This is a genomic window from Corynebacterium bouchesdurhonense (assembly GCF_900078305.2).
GTDB classification, from domain to species: Bacteria; Actinomycetota; Actinomycetes; order Mycobacteriales; family Mycobacteriaceae; genus Corynebacterium; species Corynebacterium bouchesdurhonense.
This window is the reverse complement of the sequence record NZ_LT546028.1, coordinates 1,097,924-1,122,534: the sequence shown is the minus strand read 5'-3', so window position 1 is coordinate 1,122,534 and position 24,611 is coordinate 1,097,924. Positions and strand designations below refer to the sequence as shown.

Here is a 24,611-nt window from a genome sequence, read left to right as displayed (position 1 = left end):
GCTTTACCCCTCCATTTCCTGGCGGATGTGAGCCGCGCGCGGCTCAATGTTCTTGTTCGCCCACTTCACGTAGATGTAGGTAATGGCGAAGGTGGTGATGAACTGGGCGAGGCCGAGCCACAGCCCGACGTTGAGGCCGAGGAAGTCCCTCCCCATCACGCCCGGTGCGAACGTGGCAAAGACCACGTAGAAGACGTACCAGAGAAAAGCGCCGATCATGACGGGGAACGTGAACCCGCGGAAGGTGCTGCGCAGCTCCTGGAACTCGGGGCTTTGCTGCATGGCCACGAACTCCTCCGGGGTGGGTTCGTGGCGAGCCGAAACGGCAGAAGAACCGGCCACGGCATCCATCCTTTCTTACAAGTATTGCGATTTGCGCCGCCCGGTCCTTGCAAGCACTCGGCAAGCACCCGACAAGCACTCGCAGTGATAAACCGGTTACGCGACACAGCGAATGTAACCTAGAGCACCCCTGTCCCGCGAGAGTTTGATTCGTCTCCCCCCGCCGCACCGCCAGCCAGCGAGTTTGTGACATACGCCACTACCCCCGCGGAGGGAAGGGTGCGTCGAAAAGCAAAAAGCGCGCCGGCGACAACCGGCGCGCTTGTGCAAACAGACTTAGTTGGGGAACGTCCGCGGGTTCCCGGACATGCGCTCGCCTTGGACCGCGTCGAGGGCGGCGATGTCTTCGGCGTCGAGCTCGACCTCCACCGCGCCCAGGTTCTCCACCAGACGCTGCGGGTTGGCGGTCTTTGGCACCACTGAGCAACCCATATGCAGCAGGTAGGCCAAGGCCACCTGCGCGGGTGTCTTGCCGTGCTTGTCCGCCACGGCGACGATCTCGGGCGCGCCAAGGTTCTCGCCGCGCGCCAGTGGAGCCCACGCCTCGGTGACAATGCCCTTCTCCGCGTGGTACGCGCGCAGCTCCGGCTGAGTGAAGCCGGCGTGCAGCTCAACCTGGTTCAGCACCGGGGTCACGCCCGTTGCGGCGATGATCTCGTCCAGCACTTCCTCGTAAAAATTGGCCACGCCAACCGACTGCAGCTGGCCAAGGCCTTGGAGCTGGGTGATCTGCTCAAAGGCGGACACGTACGTGCCCTGCTGCGGCACCGGCCAGTGCACGAGGTAGAGGTCAATGAACTCGAGGTTCAGGCGCTTCAGGGATTCCTGGTAGGCCTCGCCCGCGCGCTGCTGGTCGTCGTTCCACAGCTTGGTGGTGACGAAGAGCTCCTCGCGGGTCACGTCGCCGGCGGCGATGGCCGCGTTAATGGCGTTACCCACCTCCACCTCGTTGCCGTAGACCGAGGCGGTGTCGATGTGGCGGTACCCCAGCTCGATAGCGGTGCGGACCACCTTCTCCACGTCCTCGCCCTGCAGCTTGTAGGTGCCCAGGCCGAGCAGCGGGAAATCGTAGCCATCATTCAGTGTGGTGACTGGAACGCGCACTGCACCCACCCCTAGCTGGCGTCAAGCAGGTCGATGACGAACACCAGCGTGCGCCCCGCCAGCGGGTGACCGCCGCCGGCCGGGCCGTAGGCCTGCTCCGGCGGTATGGTCAGCTGGCGGCGACCGCCGACGCGCATGCCCGGGATACCCTCCTGCCAGCCGGCGATCAGGCCGTCGAGCGGGAACTCCGCCGCCTCGCCGCGGTCCCACGAGGAGTCGAACTCGTTCCCCGTGTCGTACGCCACGCCCAGGTAGTGAACCTTGACGTAACCGCCCGCGACAGCCTCGGCGCCGTCGCCGACAACCAGGTCCTCGATCACCAGGTCGGTCGGTGCCGGCTCCTGGGGAACCTCGATGGTGGGCTTCTCCATGGTCACATTCTCCTTGTTCGTTGGTCTGGCCGCCTGCGCGCCAGATACGGGCTCAAACCCCGATAAAGCCTCAACAGGGCTTCAAAAAACGCGCAAAACCGCCGGAACGGACTCCCAAAATTATAAGGGAAAGACCATTTCCGGCGGTGGCAGCTCGCTGTTAGCGCTGATCCTTCGGCACGAAGTCGCGCTGGGTGTAGCCCGTGTAAATCTGGCGCGGGCGGTTGATCTTGGTGTTCATCTCAAGCTGCTCGCGGTACTGGGCAATCCAGCCCGGGAGGCGGCCGATGGCGAACAGCACGGTGAAGAAGTCCGTGGGGAAGCCCATCGCGCGGTAGATCAGGCCGGTGTAGAAGTCCACGTTCGGGTACAGCTTGCGCTGGATGAAGTACTCGTCGTTCAGCGCGATCTCCTCGAGCTTCATGGCGAGGTCCAGCAGCTCGTCGCCGCCGAGGTGGTTGAGCACCTCGTGTGCGGTGTCCTTCACAATGGCGGCGCGCGGGTCGTAGTTCTTGTACACGCGGTGGCCGAAGCCCATCAGGCGGACGCCCTTTTCCTTGTTCTTCACGCGGTTCATGAAGTCGGTGGCGTCGCCGTCGTGGTTGTTCTTGATGTCCTCGAGCATCTCCAGCACGGCCTGGTTCGCACCGCCGTGCAGCGGGCCAGCCAGGGCGTTGATGCCACCTGCAATGGCCACAAACATGTTGGCCTGCGCGGAGGCGATCATGCGCACGGTGGAGGTGGAGCAGTTCTGCTCGTGGTCCGCGTGCAGGATGAGGAGCTTGTCCAGCGCGTCGGTGAGGATCGGGTCGATCTCGTACGGCTCGGTGGGGTACCCGAACATCATGCGCATGAAGTTCTCGCGCGGGTTCAGGGAGTTGTCCGGGTACATGTACGGCTTGCCGCGGGAGGCGCGGTATGCGTACGCGGCCAGCATCGGCACCTTGGCCATCAGGCGCACGGTTGCCTTGTCCAGCTGCTCCTCGTCCAGCGGGTCGAGCTGGTCCTGGTAGTAGGCGGAGAGGATGTTCACGGAGGAGGCGAGCACCGCCATCGGGTGCGCGTTGCGCGGGAAGACGTTGAACGCGGCCTTGAAGTCCTCGTCGAGGAGGGTGTGGTGGCGGATCTCGTCGTTGAAGGACTCGAGCTCCTCCACGGTCGGCAGCTCGCCGTTGATCAGGAGGTAGGACACCTCGTTGAAGGTGGCGTTGTTGGCCAGGTCAGCGATGTCGTATCCGCGGTAGCGCAGAATGCCTTCGTCGCCGTCGATGTAGGTGATCTTGGACTCGGTCGAGCCGGTGGAGACGTAGCCCGGGTCGAAGGTGACCAGGCCGGTCTCGCCGAGGAACTTGCCCAGCACAACACCGTCGTTGCCCTCGGTGGCGCGCATGATGTCCATCTCATACTCGCCGCCGGGGTAGTGCAGTACTGCCTTGTTTTCGTTGTCAGAAGCCACAATGTGCCTTTCCACAGAGAAATTTTCCATCGTCATACTAGCAAAGCCTGTGACGCGAACAACACGGTTGGAGAAGATGGTCACCTACCACACTTGAGCTTTTGCTTTTCGACGCCCCAAAGCCGCAAACGCCCCCAGTGAATTCGGTTACATTAGGCCAATGACCTCCTACCCCACTCTCCCCGAATCCCTCCTCCCCGCCGACCGCCGGTTCGGCTGCGGCCCCTCCAAGGCCCGCCCCGCCCAGCTCGAGGCGATCTCCCGTGGCGCCGAGATCATCGGCCCCTCGCACCGCCAGCCGGCCGTGAAGAACCTGGTGGGCGACGTCCGCTCCGGGCTCGCAGACCTCTTCTCGCTGCCCGAGGGCTACGAGATCATCCTCTCCCTCGGCGGCGCCACCGCGTTCTGGGACGCAGCCACCTTCGGCCTCATCGAGCGCCGCTCCGCGCACCTGAGCTTTGGCGAGTTCTCAGGCAAGTTTGCCAAGGCCTCCGCCAAGGCCCCGTGGCTGGACGCCCCGCAGGTGGTGGAGGCCGAGCCGGGCACCGCGCCCAGCCCGTCCGAGCTCGACGGCGCGGACGCGGATGTGGTGGCGTGGGCCCACAACGAGACGTCCACCGGCGCGATGGTCCCGGTGGTGCGGCCGAACACCGACGCGCTTGTGGTCATCGACGCAACCTCCGGCGCCGGCGGCCTGCCCGTGGACATGGCGCAGGCGGACGCATACTACTTCTCCCCCCAGAAGTGCTTCGCGTCCGACGGCGGCCTGTGGCTCGCCGCGGTGAGCCCGGCGGCGCTGGAGCGCATTGCCAAGATCAAGGATTCCGGCCGCTTCATCCCTGCGTTCTTGGACTTGCAGACGGCCGTGGACAACTCGCTGAAGAACCAGACGTACAACACCCCGGCCGTGGCCCCGCTTCTGATGCTGGCGGACCAGGTGCAGTGGATGAATAGCAACGGCGGCCTGGACGGCATGGTGGAGCGCACCAGCGCCAACGCCGCCACGCTGTACGGCTGGGCTGAGGGGCACGAGGTCGCGCGGCCGTTCGTCGAAAAGCACGAGGCCCGATCGCTCGTGGTGGGCACGATCGATTTCGACGAGTCGGTTGACGCCGCCGAGCTGGCCAAGGCGCTGCGCGCCAACGGCGTCCTGGACACCGAGCCGTACCGCAAGCTGGGCCGCAACCAGCTGCGCATCGGTATGTTCCCGGCGATCGACCAGGCGGACATCGAAGCGCTCACCGGCGCCATCGATTACCTGCTCGAGCAGGGCGTGGGTGCGAAGTAAACGCGCGGGGCTCGGTTAAGCTGGCCGTCACAATGTCCGCATCCATGTACGGTCCATGTACAAGGTACTGGGGAGATCCTAGGGAGAGCTATGCGCGAGCTGCACCTCAGCGAAGAGGAATCGACGGAAAAGTTTTTCGTCCTGGTTGACAGTGACGGAGTCCGCTACCAGCTCTCCCGCGAGCAGTTCGAAAAGCTCGAGCCGCAGGCGGAACCCGCGGCAGAACCGGAAGAGACGCCGGAGGCCGAAACGGGCCCGGCGGCGGAGCCCGAGCCGACACCCGTGCCCGCCCCCGAGCCCGAGCCACTGCCGGCGCCGGATCCGCTCTACGCCACTCCGCTGTCGATGCGCCCGAACGAGATCCAGTCCCGGATTCGCGCTGGCGCCTCCACCGCGGAGCTGGCGGAGGAGATGGGTGTGGCGGAGAGCCGCGTCGAGCCGTACGCGCACCCCGTGCTTCTCGAGCGCGCGCAGGTGGCGGAGGCCGCCAAGATGTCGCACCCCCTGCGCGAGGACGGGCCGGCGAAGCTCACCCTTTTTGAAATCCTCGCGTCCGCCTTCGCGGCCCGGGGCCACTCGCTCCACGACGCCACGTGGGACGCCACCCGCGAAGCCGGGGATGCGTGGGTGGTGCACCTGCGCTGGAGCGCGGGCCTGAGCGAGAACGAGGCGCTGTGGTCATTCAAGCGCCAGATGGGCTCCGCCCCCACCACTGAGGCGCGCAACGCCGTGGCCGCAGACCTGACCGACCCGGACTTTGTGCAGCCGGTTCGCTCGCTGACCGCGGTGGAGGACCCGCGCAGCGGCACCAGCGGCGCCAGCAGCACCAGCGGCACCAGCAGCACCAGCGATGCCGGTGACGCTGCGGATCTGGGCGACACGGCTGAGATCGCCGGGCTCGCCGCGGCGGCCGAGGTCACCGAGGGCGACTTCCTGCGCCACCCGGACGAGGAGGACGCCCCGGCCAAGCGCCGTCGCAAAGCGGTCACCCCGCACTGGGAGGACGTGCTGTTGGGCGTGCGGACCAACCCGAAGAAGCCCCGGAACTGACGGGAGGCAGGGCGATGGAAACGACGAGCTACCCGGCGGTGGTCACCTTCTGGTTTGTCACGGCCGCCGACCCTGCTGAGGTGCTGCGCGCGGAGCCGAAGGCGGACCGCGGGTTCGGCCGCAAGCTGCTGAGCCAGCTCAACCCGGCGTGGCCCATCACCCCGATCGGCCAGTTTCCCCTCAACCGCTCCTCCAAGCCGGGCCGCGACGAGTTCTACATCGCCGGCTACCCCGGCGTGGCGGTGGTGCAGACCTTCGTTGAGGACGCCGCGAAGCTCTCCGAAACCGCCTCGTACCTGCGCGGCGCGCTCGCTGCTGCGGACACCTACCTTTTCGCCGAGGGCACCGATTCCGGCTACGCCGGGATGGCGCACTTCGTGGGCGACGAGCTGCGCCGCTCCCTGACCGCCACCCGCGAAAAGGTGCTCGAGGACGCCGGCCTGCCGGAGCCCTTCGAGGCACCCTTCTGGGCGGGCGAGACCGCCGAGCAGCTGGGCGGCATCACACTCCCCTTTGAACCGAAGGAGCTCGTGCGCGAGGCGCAGCGCCAGTGGTTGGGCATCGAGCTTGCCGACGGCCCCGATGTCCACGTTGTCGGCTACGCCGTCGACGGCCGCCCGGAGCCCAAGATCGCCGCGCCCGAGAAACCGCGGGCGAAGAGCGTGGGCGAGGTGGCGGCCAAGTTCGCCGAGAAGGACGCCGCCTACGACGACTACGAGCTTGCGGAGGCGGACGAGGCCGGAGACGAGTTCGCCGAGCTGGCCGACGCCTCCGTGGCGGCCGCCCGCCGCGTGCGCCGCAGCCTGCGCCGCAAGGTCTCGCTGATCCGCGCCGCGATCCGCGAGCGCATCCGCCACGCGGACCGCTAGCCGGGGCCGCTAGCAGCCGCCCTTAGCGCATCCGCTCGTAGAAGGCGATCGCCGCCGAGGTGGCCACGTTGAGCGAATCGGTGCCGGGGGCCATCGGGATCTGGGCGCGCACGTCGGCGGCGCGCATGGCGTGCTTGGTGAGGCCGGGCCCCTCCGCCCCAACCAGGAAAGCCACCTTGTCGTGGCCCGCCACCGCGTCTTTCAGCTCCACGGCGTCGTGCGCCGGGGTGAGCGCAACCACGTGGAAGCCGGCGTCGCGCAGCTCGCCCAGGCTGCGCTGCCACGTGGTGGGCGTGCCCTCGAGGTGGGCGAACGGGGTGCGCAGCACGTGACCCATGGACACGCGCACGCTGCGCCGGTAGAGCGGGTCCGCGGTGGAGGCGCCGAAGAGCACGCCGTCCACGCCCATGCCGGCGGCGTTGCGGAAGATGGCGCCGATATTCTCGTGGTCCCCCACCCCCTCCAGCACCACCAGGGTGCGGGCACCGGCGATCATCTCGGCCACGCTCAGCGGGGCAGGTTTGTCCGCGGAGGCGAGCAGGCCGCGGTGCATGTCGTAGCCGACCACCTCGCCCATGATCTCGCGGGTGATCTCGTAGACCGGTATCCCGCGGCGCTCGAGCTCGGCACCGTGCTCCGCCAGGAAGGTTGCCAGCCGCCCGCCGAAGCCGAAGACGGCGCGCACGGGGAAGCGCGAGGCGAGCATCCGCCCGCACACCAGGGGACCTTCGGCGAAAACGAGGCCCTTCACGGCGTCCGAGTGCTTCAGATCCCGGATGTCGTCGAGGCGTGGGTCCAGGGGGTCGTCGATAAGCATTAGCTCAATGCCGCCAGCAGCGGCCCCTGCGCGAAGTACACCACGAACAGCGCGGAGATCAGCCACATGATCCAGTGGATGTCCTTGGCCTTGCCGGCGAACAGGGCCATGACGGTGAAGGCGATGAAGCCGACGCCGATGCCGTTCGCGATGGAGTAGGTGAACGGCATGACCACGATGGTGAGGAACGCCGGCAGCGCCACCTCGAAGCGGGTCCAGTCGATGGCACCGACCTGCATCATCATGAGCGCGCCGACCACAACCAGCACGGGCGCGGCGGCCTCGATCGGCACGATCTCGTACAGCGGCGTGAAGAACATGGCCAGCAGGAACAGCAGGCCGGTGACAACGTTGGCGAGTCCAGTGCGGGCACCGTCGGCGATGCCGGCGGAAGAATCCACGTACACGGTGTTCGAGGAGGAGGACGCGGCGCCGCCGAGCACCGCACCGAAGCCCTCGACCACCAGCGCCCGCTTGAGGTCCGGCAGGTTGCCGTGCTCGTCGGTGAGCTCACCCTGGCGGCCCAGGGCCGTCATGGTGCCCATCGCGTCGAAGAAGTTGGCCAGCACCAGGGTGAACACCATCAGCGAGGCGGCGAGGGCACCCGCGTTGGCAAAGGCGCCGACCAGGTCCACGTTGCCCACCAGGGAGAGGTCCGGCACGCCGCCGAGGGACTCCGGCAGGACCGGCACGGCCAGGCTCCAACCGTGCGGGTTATCCGCCGAGGACCCGGCGCCCGCGAAGTGCTCCACAATGAGCGAGATCACGGTGGTGGCCACGATGCCGATGAACAGCCCGCCCGGCACGCTGCGCGCCACCATGAAGCCGCAGATGAGCAGGCCGAGCACGAACACCAGGGTGGGCCAGGAGGCGATCGAACCTTCGAAGCCGAGCTGCACCGGCACCGTGGTCATGGCGGCGTCCGGCACGCGGCGGACAAAGCCGGCATCCACCAGGCCGATCAGGGCGATGAACATGCCGATGCCCACGCTCATGGCGGTCTTCATCGAGTCCGGGATGGCGTTAAACACCGCGGTGCGGAAGCCAGAGACGGCGAGCAGGACGATGACCAGGCCGTCGATGACCACTAGGCCCATCGCCTCCGGCCAGGTCAGGCCCTGCTGCCCCACCAGGGTCACGGCCACCAGGGTGTTCAGTCCCAGGCCGGTGGCGATGCCGAAGGGGTAGCGCGCGATCACGCCGAAGAGGATGCACATCACGCCCGCGGTGAGCGCGGTGACGGCCGCCACCTGCGGGATGCCCAGCACGGTGCCCTCGCGGTCCGGGCTGGTGCCCAGGATGAGGGGGTTGAGCAGGACGATGTACGCCATGGCGAAGAAGGTGACAACGCCGCCGCGCACCTCGCGGCCTACGGTGGAGCCGCGCTCTGAGATGTGGAAGAAGCGGTCAAGGCCGCCGGTGGGCGTCTGCGGCGTCTCGGGCTCGCCCCGGCCCGGCGCGTGTGTGGTGGTCACGATGGTGCCCCTTGGGTTCCTTGGGTTACGGAAGCGTGAAGCTTCACTGGCAAATGCTGGCAAATGACTGTCATAGAGTGTCACTGCGGGGGCGAATCGCCAAAATTAGTCGGCCACGGTGGTGTCCGAGTGCGCGCCGCACCCGTAGGAGGCGGCCACCACCCGGCCGTCGGCGGAGAACTCGTTGGTGCACACGCCGAAGTTGTCCCCGATGGGCTCGCCCAGCGGCACATAGAAGGCGCAGCTGCGGCAGTGCAGGGCAGCCTTCTCCGCGAATTCGCTGTTGGGCCCGAAGGCGCCGGTGCGCCAGCGCCGCTCCGCGTCGCTCAAGCCTTTCTCGGTGAGGTAGCGCTTGGTCTCGCGGCCGGGGAAGGTGATTGCGTGGCGGGACATGGAGTCCTCGGTCACGCGCTCGTCGCCCGGCGCGAGCTCGATGATGTCGCCGGGGCCGAGGTCGCCGGGGCGCACGCGCTCCGCGTACGGCACCCAGTCCGGCGCCTCGAGCGCGCCCGCGGCGGGCACGAGCGCGACCTCGTTGATGGTCACCCAGTCCGAGCCCGTGGCGCAGGCCGCCACCACGTTCCACTCCCAGCCGGAGTAGCCCGGCACGTTAGCGGCGAAGCGGTGGGTGGCCACGTTGGCTCCTAAGCCGGTGACGCCGACGTGCTCGCCCACCTCGCCGTCTCCGGCCACCTCGGCGAGCGCCTCCCGGGCGGTTGCCACCGCGGCGGGGGACAGCAGCGGAGACTGGGTGGCGCCACGCTTGCGGGATCGTTTCTTGGTGTCCGTCACTCCCCCATTATGCAATCCGCAGCAAAGCCCTCGTGAAAGTCCTCGTGTAAGCCCTCGTGCAAGATGGTGGCATGCGCCAGCACCTCGAGCGCGCCCTCGCCGCCGCGCTGCTCCTCTCCCCGCCCCTCGCCCTCGCGTCCTGCGCGTCCCCCGCCGAGCCGGAGCGGCTCACCGCGGTGGTGCGCGAGCGCCTCGATTTCGACCCGTCGAGCTTCACCCAGGGCCTCGAGGTCGCCCCCGGCGGCGGCCTGTACGTGGGCACCGGCATGTGGGGCGAGTCCCGCGTCTATGTCAGGGGGGAGGACGGGACGGAGGGGGCGTCGGCAAGCATCAGCCCCGAGCTGTTTGGCGAGGGCATCACGCTTGTCGACGATCACTTGTGGCAGCTGACCTGGCAAGACGGCACCGCCTTCAAGCGCGACCCGCGCACCCTCGATGAGATCGGCCGGGCCCACTACCGAGGCGAGGGCTGGGGCATCTGCTACCGCGAGGACGCGGGCGAGGTGCTGCTTTCCGACGGCACCTCCCGGCTGCGGCGCATGGACCCGGACACGCTGGAGGAGCTCGATGACCGCGGCGCCGTGGAGGTGACGGAGGACGGCGAGCCGGTGGCTGGCCTCAACGAGCTGGAGTGCGTGGGCGGGGACGTTTACGCCAACATCTTCACCACCACCGACATCGTGCGCATCGACGCGGACACCGGGAAGGTCACCGCGCGCATCGACGCCTCCGGGCTGGCGAACCGTGCGGGCGCGGACCCGGACAACGTACTCAACGGCATCGCGCACATCCCGGGCAGCGACGAGTTCTACCTCACCGGCAAGCGATGGCCCGACCTCTACCGCGTGAGCTTCGAGCCCGCTGACTAAGCTGCGCGCCATGGCGAGAAGTGGCTCCGGGCAGGGTTGGAAGCAGATTGCGGCGATCGCGGCGGCGGTAGCCGTGCTGGTGGCGGGCATCTACGCGTTCATGGAGTGGCAGCGAAACCAGCCGGGCACCCCGGTGCGCGAGTTGAAGGTGGGCGTGACCTCGGCCGGTCAGACCCGGGAGATCGAGCCGTACACTGTCTGCGAGCTCGACGCTGAGTGCGCCGGCGGCGAACCGCCGCGCATGGCTCTGGACGAGCGCACCGTGACCTTCGAGGTGCCCGAGGACGTCACTGCGGCGGGCTGGCGTCTGCTGCTGATCTACGACGACCCGGCAGCGAACAGCGAGCGCGTGTTCACCTCCAACGAGTCCTCCTCCCAGGAGGCGGAGGCGGTGACCGAGTCAGGCGCGCGCCTGGTGGTGGGGGAAGTGTCCGCCCTAGAAATAGATAAGGACGACGCCGGTGAGGAAACACCGGTCATCGCCACCTGGTCTATCGGCTTCGAGTGACGCGGCTTTTACGCGTCGAGCTCCTTGGCCACCGCCCGCAGGATCTCCGCCACCTGGCGCGACTCCTTGCGGTCCGGGTAGTGGCCCGCGGTCAGCGCGGGCTGGATCTGCGTCTCAATGAGCGTCATCACGTCCGCGAGCATGCTGCCTAGCTCCTCCGGCTTGTGGCGGTGAACGGGTCGGCGGCGGGGCGTGTCCAGCACGGCCAGGCGCAGCGCCTGGGGGCCGCGGCGGCCGGCGGCGAAGTCGAACTCGACGCGCTGGCCGGGCACAAGCTCCTCGACGCCCTCGGGCAGGACGTTCTTGCTAATGAACACGTCCTCCTCCCCCGGGTTTGAGGCGAAGCCAAACCCCTTCTCCGCGTCGTACCACTTCACCTTTCCCACTGGCATGACTCTCTCCTCCTTGCGCACTCGCGGCGCACTCTTGCGTCCGGCTAAACCTCTATTAAAGAACGGTTCGGAGGAAAGTCCTATTCCTCCGCGAAGCCAAGGCGCGTAATCCCGCTGTGATGCAGATCACTTTACTGCTGGGGGTCGAGCTCACCTGCACGTTTCGCACCGGTGGGACGTATGTGAATGCCCGTTCGTGCCCGTTGCGTGACTAAATCGTTACAAACCGATACGCTGACCCCCATTGCGGACGCGGAGTTACGCCGAATTCTGTCCAGCCCCGCCGCCGCCCACCATCGAGAACTTCCATCCCGACCACAACTTCAGAGGACAGAAGCGGAGGAACCACTTCCCGGGCGCGCCACGCTCGTAGCGCGCCCTTGGGGTGAAGCCGGAAGCAACCGGCCGGGCGCCTCAGCCCGAACCCGACAGCTCACTTCGCAGGCGGTGAACACGAGAGGACACTTTCATGGGACGCCACACCAAGCAGACCGCAACCGCCACCACCAAGCTCGCCGCCGGCGTCGCAGCCGCCGCACTGACCGCCCTGGCCGCCCCGCAGGCGTCCGCCGCCCCCGACTCCGACTGGGACAAGCTCGCCCAGTGCGAGTCCGGCGGCAACTGGGCCATCAACACGGGCAACGGCTACTACGGCGGCCTGCAGTTCTCCCACGGCACCTGGCTGGCCTACGGCGGCGGCCAGTACGCTCCCACCGCCAACCTGGCCACCCGCGAGCAGCAGATCGCCGTGGCGGAGCGCACCCTCGCCTCCCAGGGCTGGGGCGCATGGCCGGCCTGCTCGGCCCGCTACGGCCTGAACTCCGCCCCGACCAACCGCGACGTGCCGGCGGCGGTGCCTGCCCCGGCACCGGCTCCCGCAGCCTCGGCCGCACCTGCCGCCCAGGTTGCCCAGACCAGCTCCGAGCTGGCCGTCGATGCCCTCTACAACGAGCTGGTGAACCGCATCAACGCCGCCGGCTTCGCCGTCCCGGCCGCCGTGCACGACACCTACGCCGCGAAGCGCAACGACTACAACGGCTTCTACCTGGCCAACCGCCAGCTGATCGACGCCGCGCTGGCCGGGGATGTCCCCGCCGCGCTGGCTGCGCTGGGCCGCTAAGAGGCCGGTTATAGGCCGCTCAGGGAGCGTCAACAAGCACAAAGCGCCGGAACCCCGCGACGGGGCCGGCGCTTTTGTGTTGCCCAGAACTACTGGTGGTTCACCCGCGTGGTGGTGTGCACGTAGCCGGTCTGCTCCGGGGGGAGCGGGAGGAGCAGCTCGTTGCCGAACGGGCTGTTCGCACCGGCGAGCTTGTTGGAGATTTCAGTGACCGGGTGACCGTTGCCGGGCACGTTCGTGGGCCACGCCGGGTTCGCGCGACCGATCTTCGCTGCATCTTTAGCCATAGGGCCCATTGTTTCACGTTCGCGCGCCAAACGCACGTAGGATGAGGCGGAAATGTCCACGTTCTCCGACGCGCTCGCCGCGCTTACCCCCGACGAGCTCCGCGGGCTCGTGCGGACACGGCCGGACGCCTTCTTCCCCACCCCGCCTTCCCCGGGCGCGTTGGCCACCCGCCTCGCGCTGCCTGGGTCTGTTGCGCTGGGCCTGCGTACGCTCACCGCCGCAGATCTGCTCGCCTTGGAACGGCTTGCCGCAGCCGGCGCCGAGCTAAGTCCAGTCGACGCCGGCGCCATTGCCGCGGCGGGCCGCGGTTCGGGTGAGGCACTGACGCGGCTTCGCGAGCGCGCCTTCATCTACGGGCCAAACGCCGCGGTGCGCATCGCCCCTGGCACGTTGTCCGGCCTGCCCGCGGGATGGCGCATCTCGGACCAGTCGCCGGCAGACCTCGCGGAGCGCATGGCGCAGATCGACGCCCGGCAGCGCCGCGTCCTGGAAACACTCGCCGCGGCCGGCGGCACCGGCACCACCCGCGCCGCCGCCCCCGACGCGGACCCGGAAACACCCGTGGCCAAGCTCATTGCCGCGGGGCTACTGGTGCGCGTGGACGCAGCCACGGTGCGCTTGCCGCGCCCGGTTCGCGAGGCGCTCGCCGGGCACGCGCCGCGCGTGTACCCCGCGGACGAGCCGCCCGCGCACGACGTGGACCAGGCCGCGGTGGACCAAGAAGCAGCGGGCCAAGGCCTGGAGTTCGTTCGCCAGACCCGCCAGCTCGTCACCGAGCTCTTGCGATCCCCGGTGCCGCTGAACAAGGACGGCTCAGTGGGCGTACGCGCCCTTGCGGCCTTAGAGAAGACGCTCGGTTTCGACCCTTCGCTGGCGATCACGGTCGGCGAGTCAGCCGGGTTGGTGGGACGCGGCAATGTGGATGACGCGGACGTGCTCGCCGCCACCCGCGACGGCCTGGGCTGGCTCGACGCTCCCCTGCACGAACAGTGGGCCGCGGTACTTACGGGGTGGGTGGCGTCGCCGTGGCGCACCGACTCGGGGCACCGGCTGCTGGCCGCGGAGATGCACGCGCCCGACGTGCGCCACGCCCGCCGCACCATCCTTCAGGCCGAGGGTGACACGCAGCGCCTGCTCTTCCAAGCCCCGATCGCGGCCTCCGGCATGCGCGACGCCCTGATTGCCGCGGTGGTGTCGGAAGCCCTCGCCACCGGCGCCCTGGCCGGCGGCTCGCCGGGCGCATCCGCCCAAGGCCTGTCTTCTCCCCTGCTCGCACTGCTTGCCGGCGGCGACGTCGCGGCCGCGGCACGGGGTCTTGTCCCGGCCGAGGTGGACCAGGTGATCGCTCAGGCGGACATGACCATCCTCGCGCCCGGGCCGCTCGTACCGGAGTCGGCCCGCTTCCTCGAGCGCTTCGCCGAGCTCGACTCGCCCGGCCTGGCCAGCGTATGGCGCGTCACTGATGCCTCGGTGCGCTCCGCGCTTGTCGGCGGCGTAGCCAGCGCCGAGATCCACGAATGGCTGCGCGCCCACGCTATCGGGGAGGTGCCGCAGGGCATGGCGTTCCTTATTGACGACGTCGCGAGAACCCACGGCTCCATCCGCGCCGGCAGCGCGCTGAGCTATATCCGCAGCGAGGACCCGACGCTCATCGCGGCCGCCGCCGAGCGCACCGGCGTCCGCGTGCTTGCGCCCACCGTCGCGGTATCGGATCTGCCGCTTACGCGGCTTATTGCATTGCTTCGCGACGCACACCTCCAGCCCACCGCCGAAGACGAGCGCGGCGTGGAGCTCTCGGTCGCGCCCGAACCCGACCTGGTTCCGGCCACCCCGTCCACGCTGCCGCAGCCGAAGACGGTGCCCCCAGCCCAAGTCGAGCGCATCGTCGAGGCGATGCGCACCAGCGCCGCCGCACCCGGCGTTGAGCGCGGTGTCGGGGATGCCACCGAGGGCGCGGGCAGCGCGGGTAGCGCACCGGGGGAATCCGCGCTGGAAACCTTACGCGCCGCCGCCCGCGGCCGCCGCCACGTGAGGCTGGGATACGTGGACAAGAACGGCCGCGGCGCCACCCTGACCGCGCTCCCGCTGTCCGTGAACGCGGGCCAAGTCGATGTGCTGGACGAGGCCACCGACCGCGTGGTGCGCATCGCGCTGCCACGCATCACCCGCGTGGTGCTGGCGTAAGCACTACCGCGTTGCCGCCTCCAGCACCTCCAGCACGTGGTGGTAGTCCTCGCCGGTCGCGCGGGTCAGCCCGAGCTCGCAGGTGCGGTTGCATGAAGCGTGCACCTCGTCGCCGAGGTGGTGCACCTCCTTTGCCTCCTGCGTGGTAGCGGAATCGGTGAGCTCCGGGTGCAGCATGCCGCGGTCTCCCGCATACCCGCAGCAGCCCCAGTTCGCGGGCACGTGCACCTGCTCGGCCGCTGCGTCCGCCACCTTCTCCAGGTCGCCCTGGATGCCCAGGTGGGTGGTGGAACAGGTCGGGTGGAGGGTGATCGAGCCGACCTTGTTCGCCTCCGGCAGGCGGTCCAACATGTTCTCGGCCACATACGTTACGGCGTCGATGACCTCGATGCCGATGCTTTCTGCGATGTCGATCATGCCGTGGGTGCAGCTCGCGGCGTCCATCACCACCGGCAGCGCGCCGCCGCGGGTGGCCTCCATCAACGAGCGCTGCACGCGCGCCTCCAGCACCGCGTGGCCGGAGCGCATGCCTTTCGACGTCCACGGCGTACCGCAACAAAGCGAGTCCACGTCATCCGGGACGATCAGCGCCACCCCGGCGCGCTCCGCGAGCCGGACGAAGGCCTCCGTGGCCCCCACGCCGTCGCCCTGCGGGCCGAACATGGAGTTCACGCAGGCCGGCACGAACACCGCGGTGGGCTCAGCGGAGGCGTCGCCAATCACCGGCCCAAGTTTAGAGCGGGTGCGCCCGCCCTTGCTCAGCTCGGGCTGGTACTGCGGGACGGTGTCGGTGCCCGCCAGGGCGCGCGCTACGTCGGTGACCTTCTGCACCAGCTTGGTGGGCAGGAAGTACGCGCCGGTCAGGGCGGCGGACGCGGCCATGTTCGCCGGCCCCCACATCTTGGCCGCGGCGGTCCAGCCCGCGGACTCGGCAGCGCCCGCACCCTCCGCGCGCAGTTTCTTGATGAACTTGCCGGTGTCGATACCCACCGGACAGGCGGTCACGCACATCGAGTCCACCGCGCACGTTTCAATGCCCTGGTACTCGTACGCGCGGTCGATTTCGCGGACGGTCTCCATGTTTCCGTCGGCAAGCGCCTGCGCCCTCGCACGCCGCACCACGATGCGCTGACGCGGAGTCATGGTCAGGTCGCGGGAGGGGCAGACCGGCTCGCAGTAGCCACACTCCACGCACGAGTCAATCTCGGCCTCTACCTGGGCTTCCACCTTGAAGTTCTTCATGTGTTCGCGCTCGTCGTCGGTGATGATCACGCCCGGGTTCATCACGTTGTTCGGGTCGGCGGCGCGCTTGATTTCCACCATGACGCTGTAGAGCTCGTCGCCGTACTGGCGGCGCACGTACGGCGCCATGATGCGGCCGGTGCCGTGTTCGGCTTTGAGGTTCCCGCCCGCGCCGAGCACCAGGTCCACCATGTCCTCGTTGAAGCCGTCGTAGCGCTTTAAGTTGTCGTCGCCCTCGAAGCGGTCGGTGATGAGGAAGTGGATGTTGCCGTCCTTGGCGTGGCCGAAGATGACCGCCTCGTCGTAGGAGTAGCGGTCAAAGAGCTCCTGTAGGCCGCCGCAGGTGTCAGCGAGGTCCTCCACCGGCACCGCGATGTCCTCCAGCAGCGCGGTGGTGCCGGAGGGGCGTGCCTCGGCCACCTGCGCGTAGAGCCCCTTGCGGAACGCCCACGCCTCGCGGCCTCGCTTGGGTCGGTGGTGAAGCGCGCCTGGGTCTCCAGGTCGAATTCGGTGAGCAGCTTGGTGCCCGCGGCCTCGTACTCGCGCAGCTGCTCCTCCTCGTTTGCGTGGTACTCGATCAGCAGTGCCGCCTGGCCACCCAGCTCGAAGCCGTTGATCTGCTCCGGCACCGAATCAAAGGTGCGGCCGACCTTGATGGAGCGAGAGTCCATCAGCTCGAGGGTGGCGGCGTGGGAGTCGAACAAAGCCGGAAGCGACCGGGTGGCAGCGTCCAAGGACGGGTAGACGGCAATGGCGGTGGTCTTGAGCTTGGGTACCTCCACGGTGCGCAGCACCGCCTCGGCGATAAAAGCCAGCGTGCCTTCCGACGCCACGAGCAGGTGCTCGAAGATCTCAAGCGGCGCCTCGAAATCAAGGAACGCATTGACGTTGTAGCCCATCGTGTTCTTCAGCGCGAAGTGCCGCTTGATGGTCTCCACCGATTCCCGGTTGCCGCGCACTCGGCGCTTTAGGCGCTCGAGGGTGGCCACGAGCTCGGGCTCGGCGCCAGCGAACTGGGCCTCCGCGTCCGCGTCCGCGGTGTTGATCACGGTGCCCGACGGCAGCACGAACGTCATCGACTCGATGGTGTTGTACGTGTTGAACTCGGTGCCGCAGCTCATGCCTGAGGAATTGTTGGCAATCACGCCGCCCATCGTGGCGGCCCCCTCGGAGGCCGGGTCGGGGCCGAGTTTGCGGCCGTACGGCGCGAGGTGGGCGTTTACCTGGCGCACCGTGGAGCCCGGCTGAACACGCACGCGCTTGCCGCCGTCGAGCACCTCTACCCCGCGGAAGTGCTTACGCACGTCCAGCATGATTCCGTCACCGCCGCCCTGTCCGCACAGGGAGGTGCCTCCGGAGCGCAGCACCAGCGGGGTGCCCGAGGCGCTCGATGCCCGGAACGCCGCCGCCACGTCCTTCGCGTTGCGCGCCTCCGCCACCACCTGCGGGGTGTAGAGGAAGTGGGAGGCGTCGGCCGCGTACTTAATGCGGTCGATGAGCTCGGTGGATACGTGGCCGCCGGCGCCGAATTCGCGGGCCAGGTGCTTTGCGGGGGAAGAGACGGTTGCTGTCATGGCTCTACCCTATATCTGGCGGTGGGGCCGCGGTACAGGAACTCACAACACAACATTTCCTTCACAGTATTGACATATTGTTGGGTTTATACAACACTTCGTTCTGTGTCACCGAGAAAACAGCCGAAGGATCCGTTATATAACCGGATCCGCGTCCTGCGCGCGGAACGGGACATGTCGCGCGCCCAGCTCGCCGAGCTCATCGGCGTGAACCCGCAAACCGTCGGCGCGCTCGAGCGCGGCGACCACTCCCCCAGCCTCGACCTCGCGTTCCGTATCTGCGAAGTCTTCGGCCTGCCCGTCGAGGCCGTGTTCTCCCGCGAGGAGTTCGCGCCAATGTCAAAGGAGCTCTACACCCGATGAACCGCATGCACGCTCTCCGCGAGAAATACCCGCTCGAGGCTTCCCGCTTCCGCAGCCCCGGCGCCACCCGCGCCCTGATCATCATCTTCTTCGCCGGCGTCGTAGTGGCGGCCACGGCTGTGGCCGTCGGTCTCGCATCAGACATGCGCTGGCCCAACGTCGCCGTCATGGCCGCCGGCCTGATTCCCAGCATGTACTGCTGGACGATGCTGCGCGCGGCAAACCACGCCAAGGACACCGCACCTGATGCGGCGGTGGACGAGTACGAGCGCAGGGTCCTAGACGTGTGGAGGGGCCGCGCGCTAAAGGCCTATTCCGCTGCCACCGGGGTTGGCGGCATGGCATTTGTCATGGTCGGGGCGCTGCGGGACGCGCCGGATTCCACCGCACTCATGGCCGCAGGCTACTTCATGACCTTTACCTTCCTACTCATCTACCCGCTGCCCATGATCGGCTTCGCCATGACCTTCAACCGCAAGGAGACGGAAGTGTGACCACTGTCAAGGAGGCGCTGAGGCTGTAGCGGCTGCCGCGGAACACGGCGCTGCGACACCTCATCTCCCCGGGCACCGGGCGCCGCGGCACTGGGCAGGCTACTGCGCCGGGGTGGCGTCCGTGGCCGGCTTTGCGCTCGAGCCGCTGCCCGCCTCTCCGATCGCGCCGGCCAGCGACATGTCGCCGCAGGTGCCGGGGACGAAGAGGAGCAGCGCGGCAGCCAGGGCGCCGATGGTTGTACCGATCGCAGGACCGTTGTCGGCCACGAAGCGCGCGAGATCCTCGTTGTAGATGCCGGCCTGGCGCTGGATTTGCTCCATCTGCTCGCCGATGCCCGGCAGCTTCACCTGGGACAGACCTGCGCCAAGCAGACCCAGCACGGGGAGCAGCGCGAGGATGACACCGCCGGTGCCGGACATGCAGCGCTCGAGGCCCTTCTTGGAGGCGGCGGGGATGGTGATTACATCTCCATTGTTCAACGTCAGCGTGATGGAGTTGTCGCCGTTGCGCACGCCCTTAACCAGGTAAACGTCTTTCCTGCCCTCCAGAGTCTTCACACGGTCCTCGACCTTGCTGAGCCCTTCTCTCACCCTGCCCAACTCATCCTGCGACACCACTATGATCGAATTGCCAAGCGGATCAGTGATAGTGAACGTGCCATCCGGATTCTTCACCGCATTAGTGGACTGATCCACCTTGAAGTTGAACTTGGTGGGCTGGCCCTTCGAACCGAGTGTCAAGGCGAACGGGAGCTCAGTTGCATTGGCGTCCACCTCGAGGTCTACTTCAATCTGTTGCTCTGCGCCTGGGGTGAAGTTGTCTACGGGAACTTCCTTAGTCTCCCCGTTGGGAAGAGCAACGTTGATCGTCTTGATGGTGACGTTCCCGGTGTTCTTCACATCGAACACAAAGGTCCTCGTCTTCCCAGCAATCCGGGCAGGGTCGCTCACACCCTCGGGCTCCGCAGTGACAGGTTTGCCTTGAATTGCCTCGTCCTTGATGGTGCCCAGGGTCGCTTCAAAAGCCGGGTTCTTCGCTTCACCAGCGCCCGCCTTATCAGCCAATGTTGGCAAGGTAAGGAATCGGTTCTCTTTGTCGTAGCTCAGAACAATCGGATTGTCATTTGCGTCAATCTCAGTGATGTTGGCGTTGACGTAGAACTCACCGCCGTTGGAGTAATCCGCGGTTCCAAAATCCTCGTTGATAAGACGCACGACTGGCTTGTAAATCGTCCCAGCGATGCCGTGAATGGTGACGACCAAATTGCCGTTCTGGTCGTAGTCATAGTCGAACGTTACGCCGGCAGCTTCGACGTCCTCTGGCTTCTCGATCGTGCGGGAGATCTTGCTGTCTTGTTGATCGCCGTCCGGGAATTCCCAGAGAATTACTTGCGGAGTTGCGGCACCGTTAAAGGCCCAGTCGACCTTATCCCCATCCGTTTTCGGGGAAAGCACCACCTTGACGTCCTTCGAGAACGGCAGCCGCTGGTCTAAGCGGCGCAAGCGGACGGTATCACCCTCGATGGGTGATTCAGACAGGGAGCTGTAGACGTCCAAGCGAGGAAGGTACGGGCTCTCAACAATGCGGATCGTTTCGATCTTGCGCTCACCCAGACGAGCAACCTTGTCACCCGAGCCTGTCGTCTTCACAACCGCAGCCCATTCAGCTGGGAAGCGGGTGTAGTCCGCGCTGTTACCGACGCCTGCGTCTCCAGCGTAGTAGGCGAATATGCCTGCCGGGAGCGTGACAGTCAATTCGCCACTGACCAGATCCTCGACCGCTTCATCGAACTTGATGGTGGCCGAACCCGACGAGCGGCTGCTTAGTTGCGCGACCTGGGAACCACCGATCTCCAGCGGCACGTTATTTTGTGTCGTGGTCAGGTAGATACCGATTCCTGTACTCGTGTGGATCTTGTCGCCTGTATCGGGCAATGTGTAGGACGTCTGCGGGGTGATGGTCACAACGTCGCCGGCTTTGGCGTTAGCCACGTTGATCTTGAACTCGAGCTTTGCATCGGCAGCAAGCTCGCGGTAACCCGACTCAGCGGTTACTGCACCAGCGCGACGCACATTACCGGTAATGTCACCATTAGCATCGTAGAAACGGGACAGTGTCACATCCGCATTCGTGATGTGCGTTTCGTCAGCAGCCACCGCCGCCGGCAGGGCCACCGGGTTCACCGCAGCCGGAGCCACCGCCTGTACACCGCCGAGGGCCACGCCCGCGGCGACTGCAATCGCCAGGGTGCGCTTGGAAAATGCTCGGGACATCAACATTGTTCTCCTATCCAGTCCTGATCCAGGGGTTTCCCGGGTATGCTATAAGTTTAAACCCTTTTGGTTGCATTTTCCCAGGGTGGCTGATCATTCAGTGTGACGGTGGGCGTCGATAAGCAAAATCTTTCCCCTTTGAACGGTTTACTTTCCCCTTTGAACGGTTTACGCCGCCGCCTAACTGCTCGGCAAAGCAGAACACCACCGCGCCTGCGGAGGTGTAACCGCCGCGGGGCATACTGTCCGCATGACGCTAGGCAGCGGACCCCTCATCGTCCAATCCGACAAAACCGTCCTCTTAGAGGTCGCGCACCCGCAGGCTAATGAAGCGCGTGCCGCGCTCGCCCCGTTCGCCGAGTTGGAGCGCGCTCCCGAGCACATCCACACCTACCGCATCACCCCGCTCGCGCTGTGGAACGCGCGCGCCGCGGGGTTCGACGCCGAGCAGGCCGTCGACGTGCTCGAGCGCTACTCGCGCTTCCCCGTGCCACAGGCATTGCTTATCGACGTCGCCGAGACGATGGCCCGCTACGGCCGGCTCAAGCTGGTCAAGCACCCTGCGCACGGGCTGATTCTGGAGGCCGAGGACCCGGCCATCCTCACCGAGGTCACCCGCAGCAAGAAGATCAAGCCGCTCACCGGCCAGCCGATCGACGAGACCACGGTGCCCGTGCACCCCTCGGAGCGCGGCCGTATCAAGCAGGAGCTGACCAAGCTCGGCTGGCCGGTGGAGGACCTCGCCGGCTACGTGGACGGCGAGTCCCACCCCATCGAGCTCACCCACGACGGCTGGCAGCTGCGCGACTACCAGGCGCAGGCCACCGAATCCTTCTGGGAGGGCGGCTCCGGCGTGGTCGTGCTGCCCTGCGGCGCAGGCAAAACCATCGTCGGCGCGGCGAGCATGGCGCACGCGAAGACCACCACGCTCATCCTCGTCACCAACACCGTCGCCGGGCGCCAATGGCGCGACGAGCTGCTGCGCCGCACCACGCTCACGCCGGACGAGATCGGCGAATACTCGGGCGAGCGCAAGGAGATCCGCCCGGTCACCATCGCCACCTACCAGGTGGTCACACGAAAGACGAAGGGCGAGTACAAGGCCCTCGAGCTGTTCGACTCCCGCGATTGGGGCCTCATCATCTACGACGAAGTGCACCTCCTGCCCGCCCCCGTCTTCCGCATGGCCGCGGACCTCCAGTCCCGCCGCCGCCTCGGTCTGACCGCCACCCTCGTGCGGGAGGACGGGCGCGAAGACGACGTCTTCTCGCTCATTGGGCCGAAGCGCTACGACGCCCCCTGGAAGGAGCTGGAACTCGCCGGCTACATTGCTACTGCGGAATGCGTTGAGGTGCGAACGTCGCTAAGCGAAAGCGAACGGCTGACGTACGCCACCGCCGAAACCCGCGAGCGGTACCGCATCGCCGCGTGCAGCGCGTCCAAACTCCCCGCCCTCGAGCGGCTGCTTGCGATCCACGCCGGCAAACAGACGCTCGTCATTGGCGCATACGTGGAGCAGCTCGAGGACATCGCGGCGCGGATTGGGGCTCCGCTTATCGACGGCTCCTCCACAACCGCCAACCGCGAGCGCACGTTCGACGCCTTCCGGTGCGGCGAGATTTCCACCCTCGTCGTATCGAAGGTAGCCAACTTCTCCATCGACCTGCCAGAGGCCGCCGTGGGGATCCAGGTGTCCGGCACCTTCGGCTCACGCCAGGAGGAGGCGCAGCGCCTCGGCCGGCTGCTGCGCCCGAAGGCGGACGGCGCGGAGGCGCTGTTCTACACCATCGTGGCGCGCGACACCCTCGACGCGGAGTACGCGCAGCGACGCCAGCGCTTCCTGGCGGAGCAGGGGTACGCCTACCGGCTAGTGGACGCCGCGGACTTGTAACCTGCCTTTGCGCTCCTGCCTCTACACTTACGCCTTATGAACGAGATGAAGGTGTTCACATTCGACGTCGACGAGGCGTACGCCAAGCAGCACAACGAGCTGCAGCGCAATACCCGCAGCCTGGTGATCTCCGGTGTCGCACTCTTTGTGATCAGCCTGGTGGCGGCCGCGCTGATCTGGTTCTTCGTGGACCCTTCCTCCCACTGGCACGTGCTCGGCTCCGCCGGCCTCGCGCTCTTCGGCGTGATGATGCTGCTGGTCACCATCGCGATCCCGCGCGCCCTCGGCTCCGCACAGGACCTCTACAGCGCCCACCCGCTGGCCCCCGCTATCATCACCGAGGACCAGGGCACCACCGTGACCCTGACCGCGCTCGTGAACACCAACGTGGACCCCGAGGACCGGCCCCGCTGGGCGCTGACCTCCCTGGTGACCAAGCCGCTGCCCAACACCGCCGACACAGTGGGCACAAAGGTGCCCGTCGCCGCCGTTGGCGCTCAGCGCACCGCCCAGGAGCAGAAACGCTGGAAGACAATCACCCCGATGCCGATCGCGTGGGGCACCCCCGACCCCCAGGTGATCGCGTCCGCGCGGGGTGCGGTGCCGCAGGAGCAGTGGCGCAAACTCGAGCGCGCCTGCAAGCGAGAGGAGCTAGTGCAAGCCTCGAAGAAGGGGCTCACTCAGCTTTAAGCGCAGGACGCAGCGTCGCGCGCATCCCCGGCTGCGCCCACTGCAACCCGAGTGCTGCCATCAGCAGCACGGCCGGGAGCGCGAACCCGGCCCACGCGGAGCGCAGGTACACCGGCAACAACACAAGGGGCGTGAGCGCGAGCCCGAAGAACCGGAACGCCAGAATGGATGAGTTCAGCGCCGCCCCGCCCGGCGTGCGCAGCACCGAGTATGTCACCGTGGTTTGGATCCCCTGCGCGCAGGAAACCGCCACTGCCCAGAAGACAGCGATGGCCACCGGCCACGGCAGGTGCGGAATTGCGGCGATCGTCCCTGCCCCCGCCACCGCGCAGACGGTCATGATGGTGAGCGCACCAAATTTGTCCACTGAGGACCCGATCCTCGGGGACACGAAGAACGCCACGAGCCCGCCCACCATGATCACCAACCCGCGCTGCGATGCTGGCATGCCGAAGGCTGAATCAAGGTGGATGATGAGCACCGTGCCCATTCCGATGATGCCCGCCCCCAGCGCGAGAATAGTGAAGATGTGCACGATCATCGGCGACCAGGCAACCGGCTCGTCGACCCTCTCGCGGCGGATGGGCGCCACTGGCGGAACCCCCACCAGCACCATGGCCCCCGCCAACGCAATGACGAGCAGATGAATGAGCTGCCAGTTTGCAATGGACACCAACCCCGCCCCGAGCGGGCCCACGCAATTGCCGAGGGACTGCATGGCGAAGTACCGGCCCAACGCCTGCCCGAGCTCCTCCGGGGACACAAGCTGGCGCAGCATCAGCTGCAGAATCGGCAGTGTAAAAGCGTTAGAAAGCGCCATCACCACAATGCCTGCGATAAACCCGTTCCATGACGGCGCAACCCAGCAGAGCGCGGCACCCGCCGCCGTAAAGGCGTACGCGGTGCGCACCACAACGTGCGGGGGCACGTTCCGCACCAGGGCCGAGGAGAACAACATTGTTGACGCCAACGTGATCATGTACGCCGTCACCGCTAATGACGCGTGCTGGACAGGCTTGTCAAACGTGGCGGCGAACTCCGGCACCACTGCTACCAGCGACTGCGACGCGAACGGGCCGATCAACCCGCCGAGGTACACCATCCGCGTCTGCAGCGGCCGTCTATCCCACGCCATCGCCCTAGCCATGCCACGATCCT

Annotated in this window: 23 protein-coding genes, 1 pseudogene and 1 riboswitch; of the genes and pseudogenes, 11 read left to right on the top strand and 13 right to left on the bottom strand. The window is 67.1% G+C overall.

From position 1 onward, the window contains the following. Positions 1–3: 3 nt before the first annotated feature. From BN4252_RS10075 to BN4252_RS10060, 4 genes are all read right to left on the bottom strand, one after another. Positions 4–351, bottom strand: coding sequence for a DUF485 domain-containing protein (locus BN4252_RS10075; protein ID WP_066530318.1), 348 nt, complete (start codon positions 349–351; stop codon positions 4–6). 267 nt (positions 352–618) lie between these two features. Continuing rightward, a complete protein-coding gene (locus BN4252_RS10070; RefSeq protein ID WP_066530317.1) occupies positions 619–1,446 on the bottom strand; it encodes an aldo/keto reductase in 828 nt (275 codons plus the stop codon). A gap of 11 nt (positions 1,447–1,457) precedes the next feature. After that, on the bottom strand, positions 1,458–1,817 hold the full coding sequence (locus tag BN4252_RS10065; RefSeq protein WP_066530315.1) for an FKBP-type peptidyl-prolyl cis-trans isomerase: 360 nt from the start codon (positions 1,815–1,817) through the stop codon (positions 1,458–1,460). Positions 1,818–1,977: 160 nt separating this feature from the next. Then, on the bottom strand, positions 1,978–3,273 hold the full coding sequence (locus BN4252_RS10060) for a citrate synthase (protein WP_078056929.1): 1,296 nt from the start codon (positions 3,271–3,273) through the stop codon (positions 1,978–1,980). Between the two features lie 160 nt (positions 3,274–3,433). Here BN4252_RS10060 and serC point away from each other — a divergent pair, with 160 nt between their 5' ends. The 3 genes from serC (at position 3,434) to BN4252_RS10045 (ending at position 6,480) form a co-directional block, all read left to right on the top strand. Next, the gene (gene serC, locus BN4252_RS10055; RefSeq protein WP_066530311.1) at positions 3,434–4,561 is read left to right on the top strand and encodes a phosphoserine transaminase; all 1,128 of its coding nucleotides are present in this window, start codon (positions 3,434–3,436) and stop codon (positions 4,559–4,561) included. 90 nt (positions 4,562–4,651) lie between these two features. Then, positions 4,652–5,611, top strand: a complete 960-nt coding sequence (gene sepH / locus BN4252_RS10050; RefSeq protein ID WP_066530307.1) for a septation protein SepH — start codon at positions 4,652–4,654, stop codon at positions 5,609–5,611. A 14-nt stretch (positions 5,612–5,625) separates the two neighbouring features. Next, the gene (locus tag BN4252_RS10045) at positions 5,626–6,480 is read left to right on the top strand and encodes a DUF6928 family protein (RefSeq protein WP_066530305.1); all 855 of its coding nucleotides are present in this window, start codon (positions 5,626–5,628) and stop codon (positions 6,478–6,480) included. Positions 6,481–6,502: 22 nt separating this feature from the next. On the opposite strand, the gene BN4252_RS10040 is transcribed toward BN4252_RS10045, so the two are convergent. The 3 genes from BN4252_RS10040 to BN4252_RS10030 form a co-directional block, all read right to left on the bottom strand. Beyond that, complete coding sequence (locus BN4252_RS10040) at positions 6,503–7,297, bottom strand: TrmH family RNA methyltransferase (protein WP_066530299.1); 795 nt, start codon at positions 7,295–7,297, stop codon at positions 6,503–6,505. After that, the gene (locus BN4252_RS10035) at positions 7,297–8,772 is read right to left on the bottom strand and encodes an NCS2 family permease (RefSeq protein ID WP_078056891.1); all 1,476 of its coding nucleotides are present in this window, start codon (positions 8,770–8,772) and stop codon (positions 7,297–7,299) included. The genes BN4252_RS10040 and BN4252_RS10035 overlap by 1 nt, the downstream gene beginning before the upstream one ends. A 105-nt stretch (positions 8,773–8,877) precedes the next feature. After that, a complete protein-coding gene (locus tag BN4252_RS10030; RefSeq protein WP_230208632.1) occupies positions 8,878–9,564 on the bottom strand; it encodes a DUF3027 domain-containing protein in 687 nt (228 codons plus the stop codon). Positions 9,565–9,635: 71 nt separating this feature from the next. On the opposite strand from BN4252_RS10030, the gene BN4252_RS10025 reads away from it, so the two are divergent. Further along, entirely contained in the window at positions 9,636–10,433 is a 798-nt protein-coding gene (locus BN4252_RS10025) for a glutaminyl-peptide cyclotransferase (RefSeq protein ID WP_066530297.1), read from the top strand. 10 nt (positions 10,434–10,443) lie between these two features. After that, entirely contained in the window at positions 10,444–10,941 is a 498-nt protein-coding gene (locus tag BN4252_RS10020; protein ID WP_066530295.1) for a DUF2771 domain-containing protein, read from the top strand. Between the two features lie 8 nt (positions 10,942–10,949). Here BN4252_RS10020 and BN4252_RS10015 read toward each other — a convergent pair whose 3' ends face one another. Then, positions 10,950–11,333 (bottom strand): cold-shock protein, encoded by a 384-nt coding sequence (locus BN4252_RS10015; RefSeq protein ID WP_066530285.1) that lies wholly within the window; start codon positions 11,331–11,333, stop codon positions 10,950–10,952. A gap of 302 nt (positions 11,334–11,635) precedes the next feature. Continuing rightward, positions 11,636–11,795: riboswitch (cyclic di-AMP (ydaO/yuaA leader) on the top strand. 7 nt (positions 11,796–11,802) lie between these two features. On the opposite strand from BN4252_RS10015, the gene BN4252_RS10010 reads away from it, so the two are divergent. Beyond that, positions 11,803–12,453 carry a resuscitation-promoting factor Rpf1 domain-containing protein gene (locus BN4252_RS10010; protein ID WP_066530282.1) on the top strand — a complete coding sequence of 217 codons (651 nt, stop codon included), beginning with the start codon at positions 11,803–11,805 and terminating at the stop codon, positions 12,451–12,453. An 89-nt stretch (positions 12,454–12,542) separates the two neighbouring features. Here the strand turns inward: BN4252_RS10010 and BN4252_RS10005 are convergent, their stop codons facing one another. Further along, the gene (locus tag BN4252_RS10005) at positions 12,543–12,740 is read right to left on the bottom strand and encodes a hypothetical protein (RefSeq protein WP_066530279.1); all 198 of its coding nucleotides are present in this window, start codon (positions 12,738–12,740) and stop codon (positions 12,543–12,545) included. 52 nt (positions 12,741–12,792) lie between these two features. On the opposite strand from BN4252_RS10005, the gene BN4252_RS10000 reads away from it, so the two are divergent. Next, positions 12,793–14,925 (top strand): helicase-associated domain-containing protein, encoded by a 2,133-nt coding sequence (locus BN4252_RS10000; protein ID WP_066530271.1) that lies wholly within the window; start codon positions 12,793–12,795, stop codon positions 14,923–14,925. A gap of 3 nt (positions 14,926–14,928) precedes the next feature. Here BN4252_RS10000 and BN4252_RS11650 read toward each other — a convergent pair whose 3' ends face one another. Together BN4252_RS11650 and BN4252_RS11600 are read right to left on the bottom strand one after the other, a co-directional pair. Continuing rightward, the gene (locus BN4252_RS11650; RefSeq protein ID WP_392389939.1) at positions 14,929–16,167 is read right to left on the bottom strand and encodes a (Fe-S)-binding protein; all 1,239 of its coding nucleotides are present in this window, start codon (positions 16,165–16,167) and stop codon (positions 14,929–14,931) included. A gap of 87 nt (positions 16,168–16,254) precedes the next feature. After that, positions 16,255–17,741: pseudogene (locus BN4252_RS11600) on the bottom strand (FAD-binding oxidoreductase); the annotation flags it as partial. A gap of 105 nt (positions 17,742–17,846) precedes the next feature. Between BN4252_RS11600 and BN4252_RS09990 the strand changes: the two are divergent. After that, positions 17,847–18,104, top strand: coding sequence for a helix-turn-helix transcriptional regulator (locus tag BN4252_RS09990; RefSeq protein WP_066530269.1), 258 nt, complete (start codon positions 17,847–17,849; stop codon positions 18,102–18,104). Continuing rightward, positions 18,101–18,598, top strand: a complete 498-nt coding sequence (locus BN4252_RS09985; protein ID WP_066530266.1) for a hypothetical protein — start codon at positions 18,101–18,103, stop codon at positions 18,596–18,598. Before BN4252_RS09990 ends, BN4252_RS09985 begins: the two co-directional genes overlap by 4 nt. A gap of 99 nt (positions 18,599–18,697) precedes the next feature. On the opposite strand, the gene BN4252_RS09980 is transcribed toward BN4252_RS09985, so the two are convergent. After that, a complete protein-coding gene (locus tag BN4252_RS09980; RefSeq protein ID WP_066530264.1) occupies positions 18,698–20,872 on the bottom strand; it encodes a hypothetical protein in 2,175 nt (724 codons plus the stop codon). Between the two features lie 250 nt (positions 20,873–21,122). Here BN4252_RS09980 and BN4252_RS09975 point away from each other — a divergent pair, with 250 nt between their 5' ends. After that, positions 21,123–22,763, top strand: a complete 1,641-nt coding sequence (locus BN4252_RS09975; RefSeq protein ID WP_066530259.1) for a DNA repair helicase XPB — start codon at positions 21,123–21,125, stop codon at positions 22,761–22,763. 36 nt (positions 22,764–22,799) lie between these two features. Next, on the top strand, positions 22,800–23,453 hold the full coding sequence (locus BN4252_RS09970) for a DUF3239 domain-containing protein (protein WP_230208631.1): 654 nt from the start codon (positions 22,800–22,802) through the stop codon (positions 23,451–23,453). On the opposite strand, the gene BN4252_RS09965 is transcribed toward BN4252_RS09970, so the two are convergent. Beyond that, entirely contained in the window at positions 23,440–24,600 is a 1,161-nt protein-coding gene (locus BN4252_RS09965; RefSeq protein ID WP_066530254.1) for an MFS transporter, read from the bottom strand. The genes BN4252_RS09970 and BN4252_RS09965 overlap by 14 nt on opposite strands. Positions 24,601–24,611: the final 11 nt, after the last annotated feature.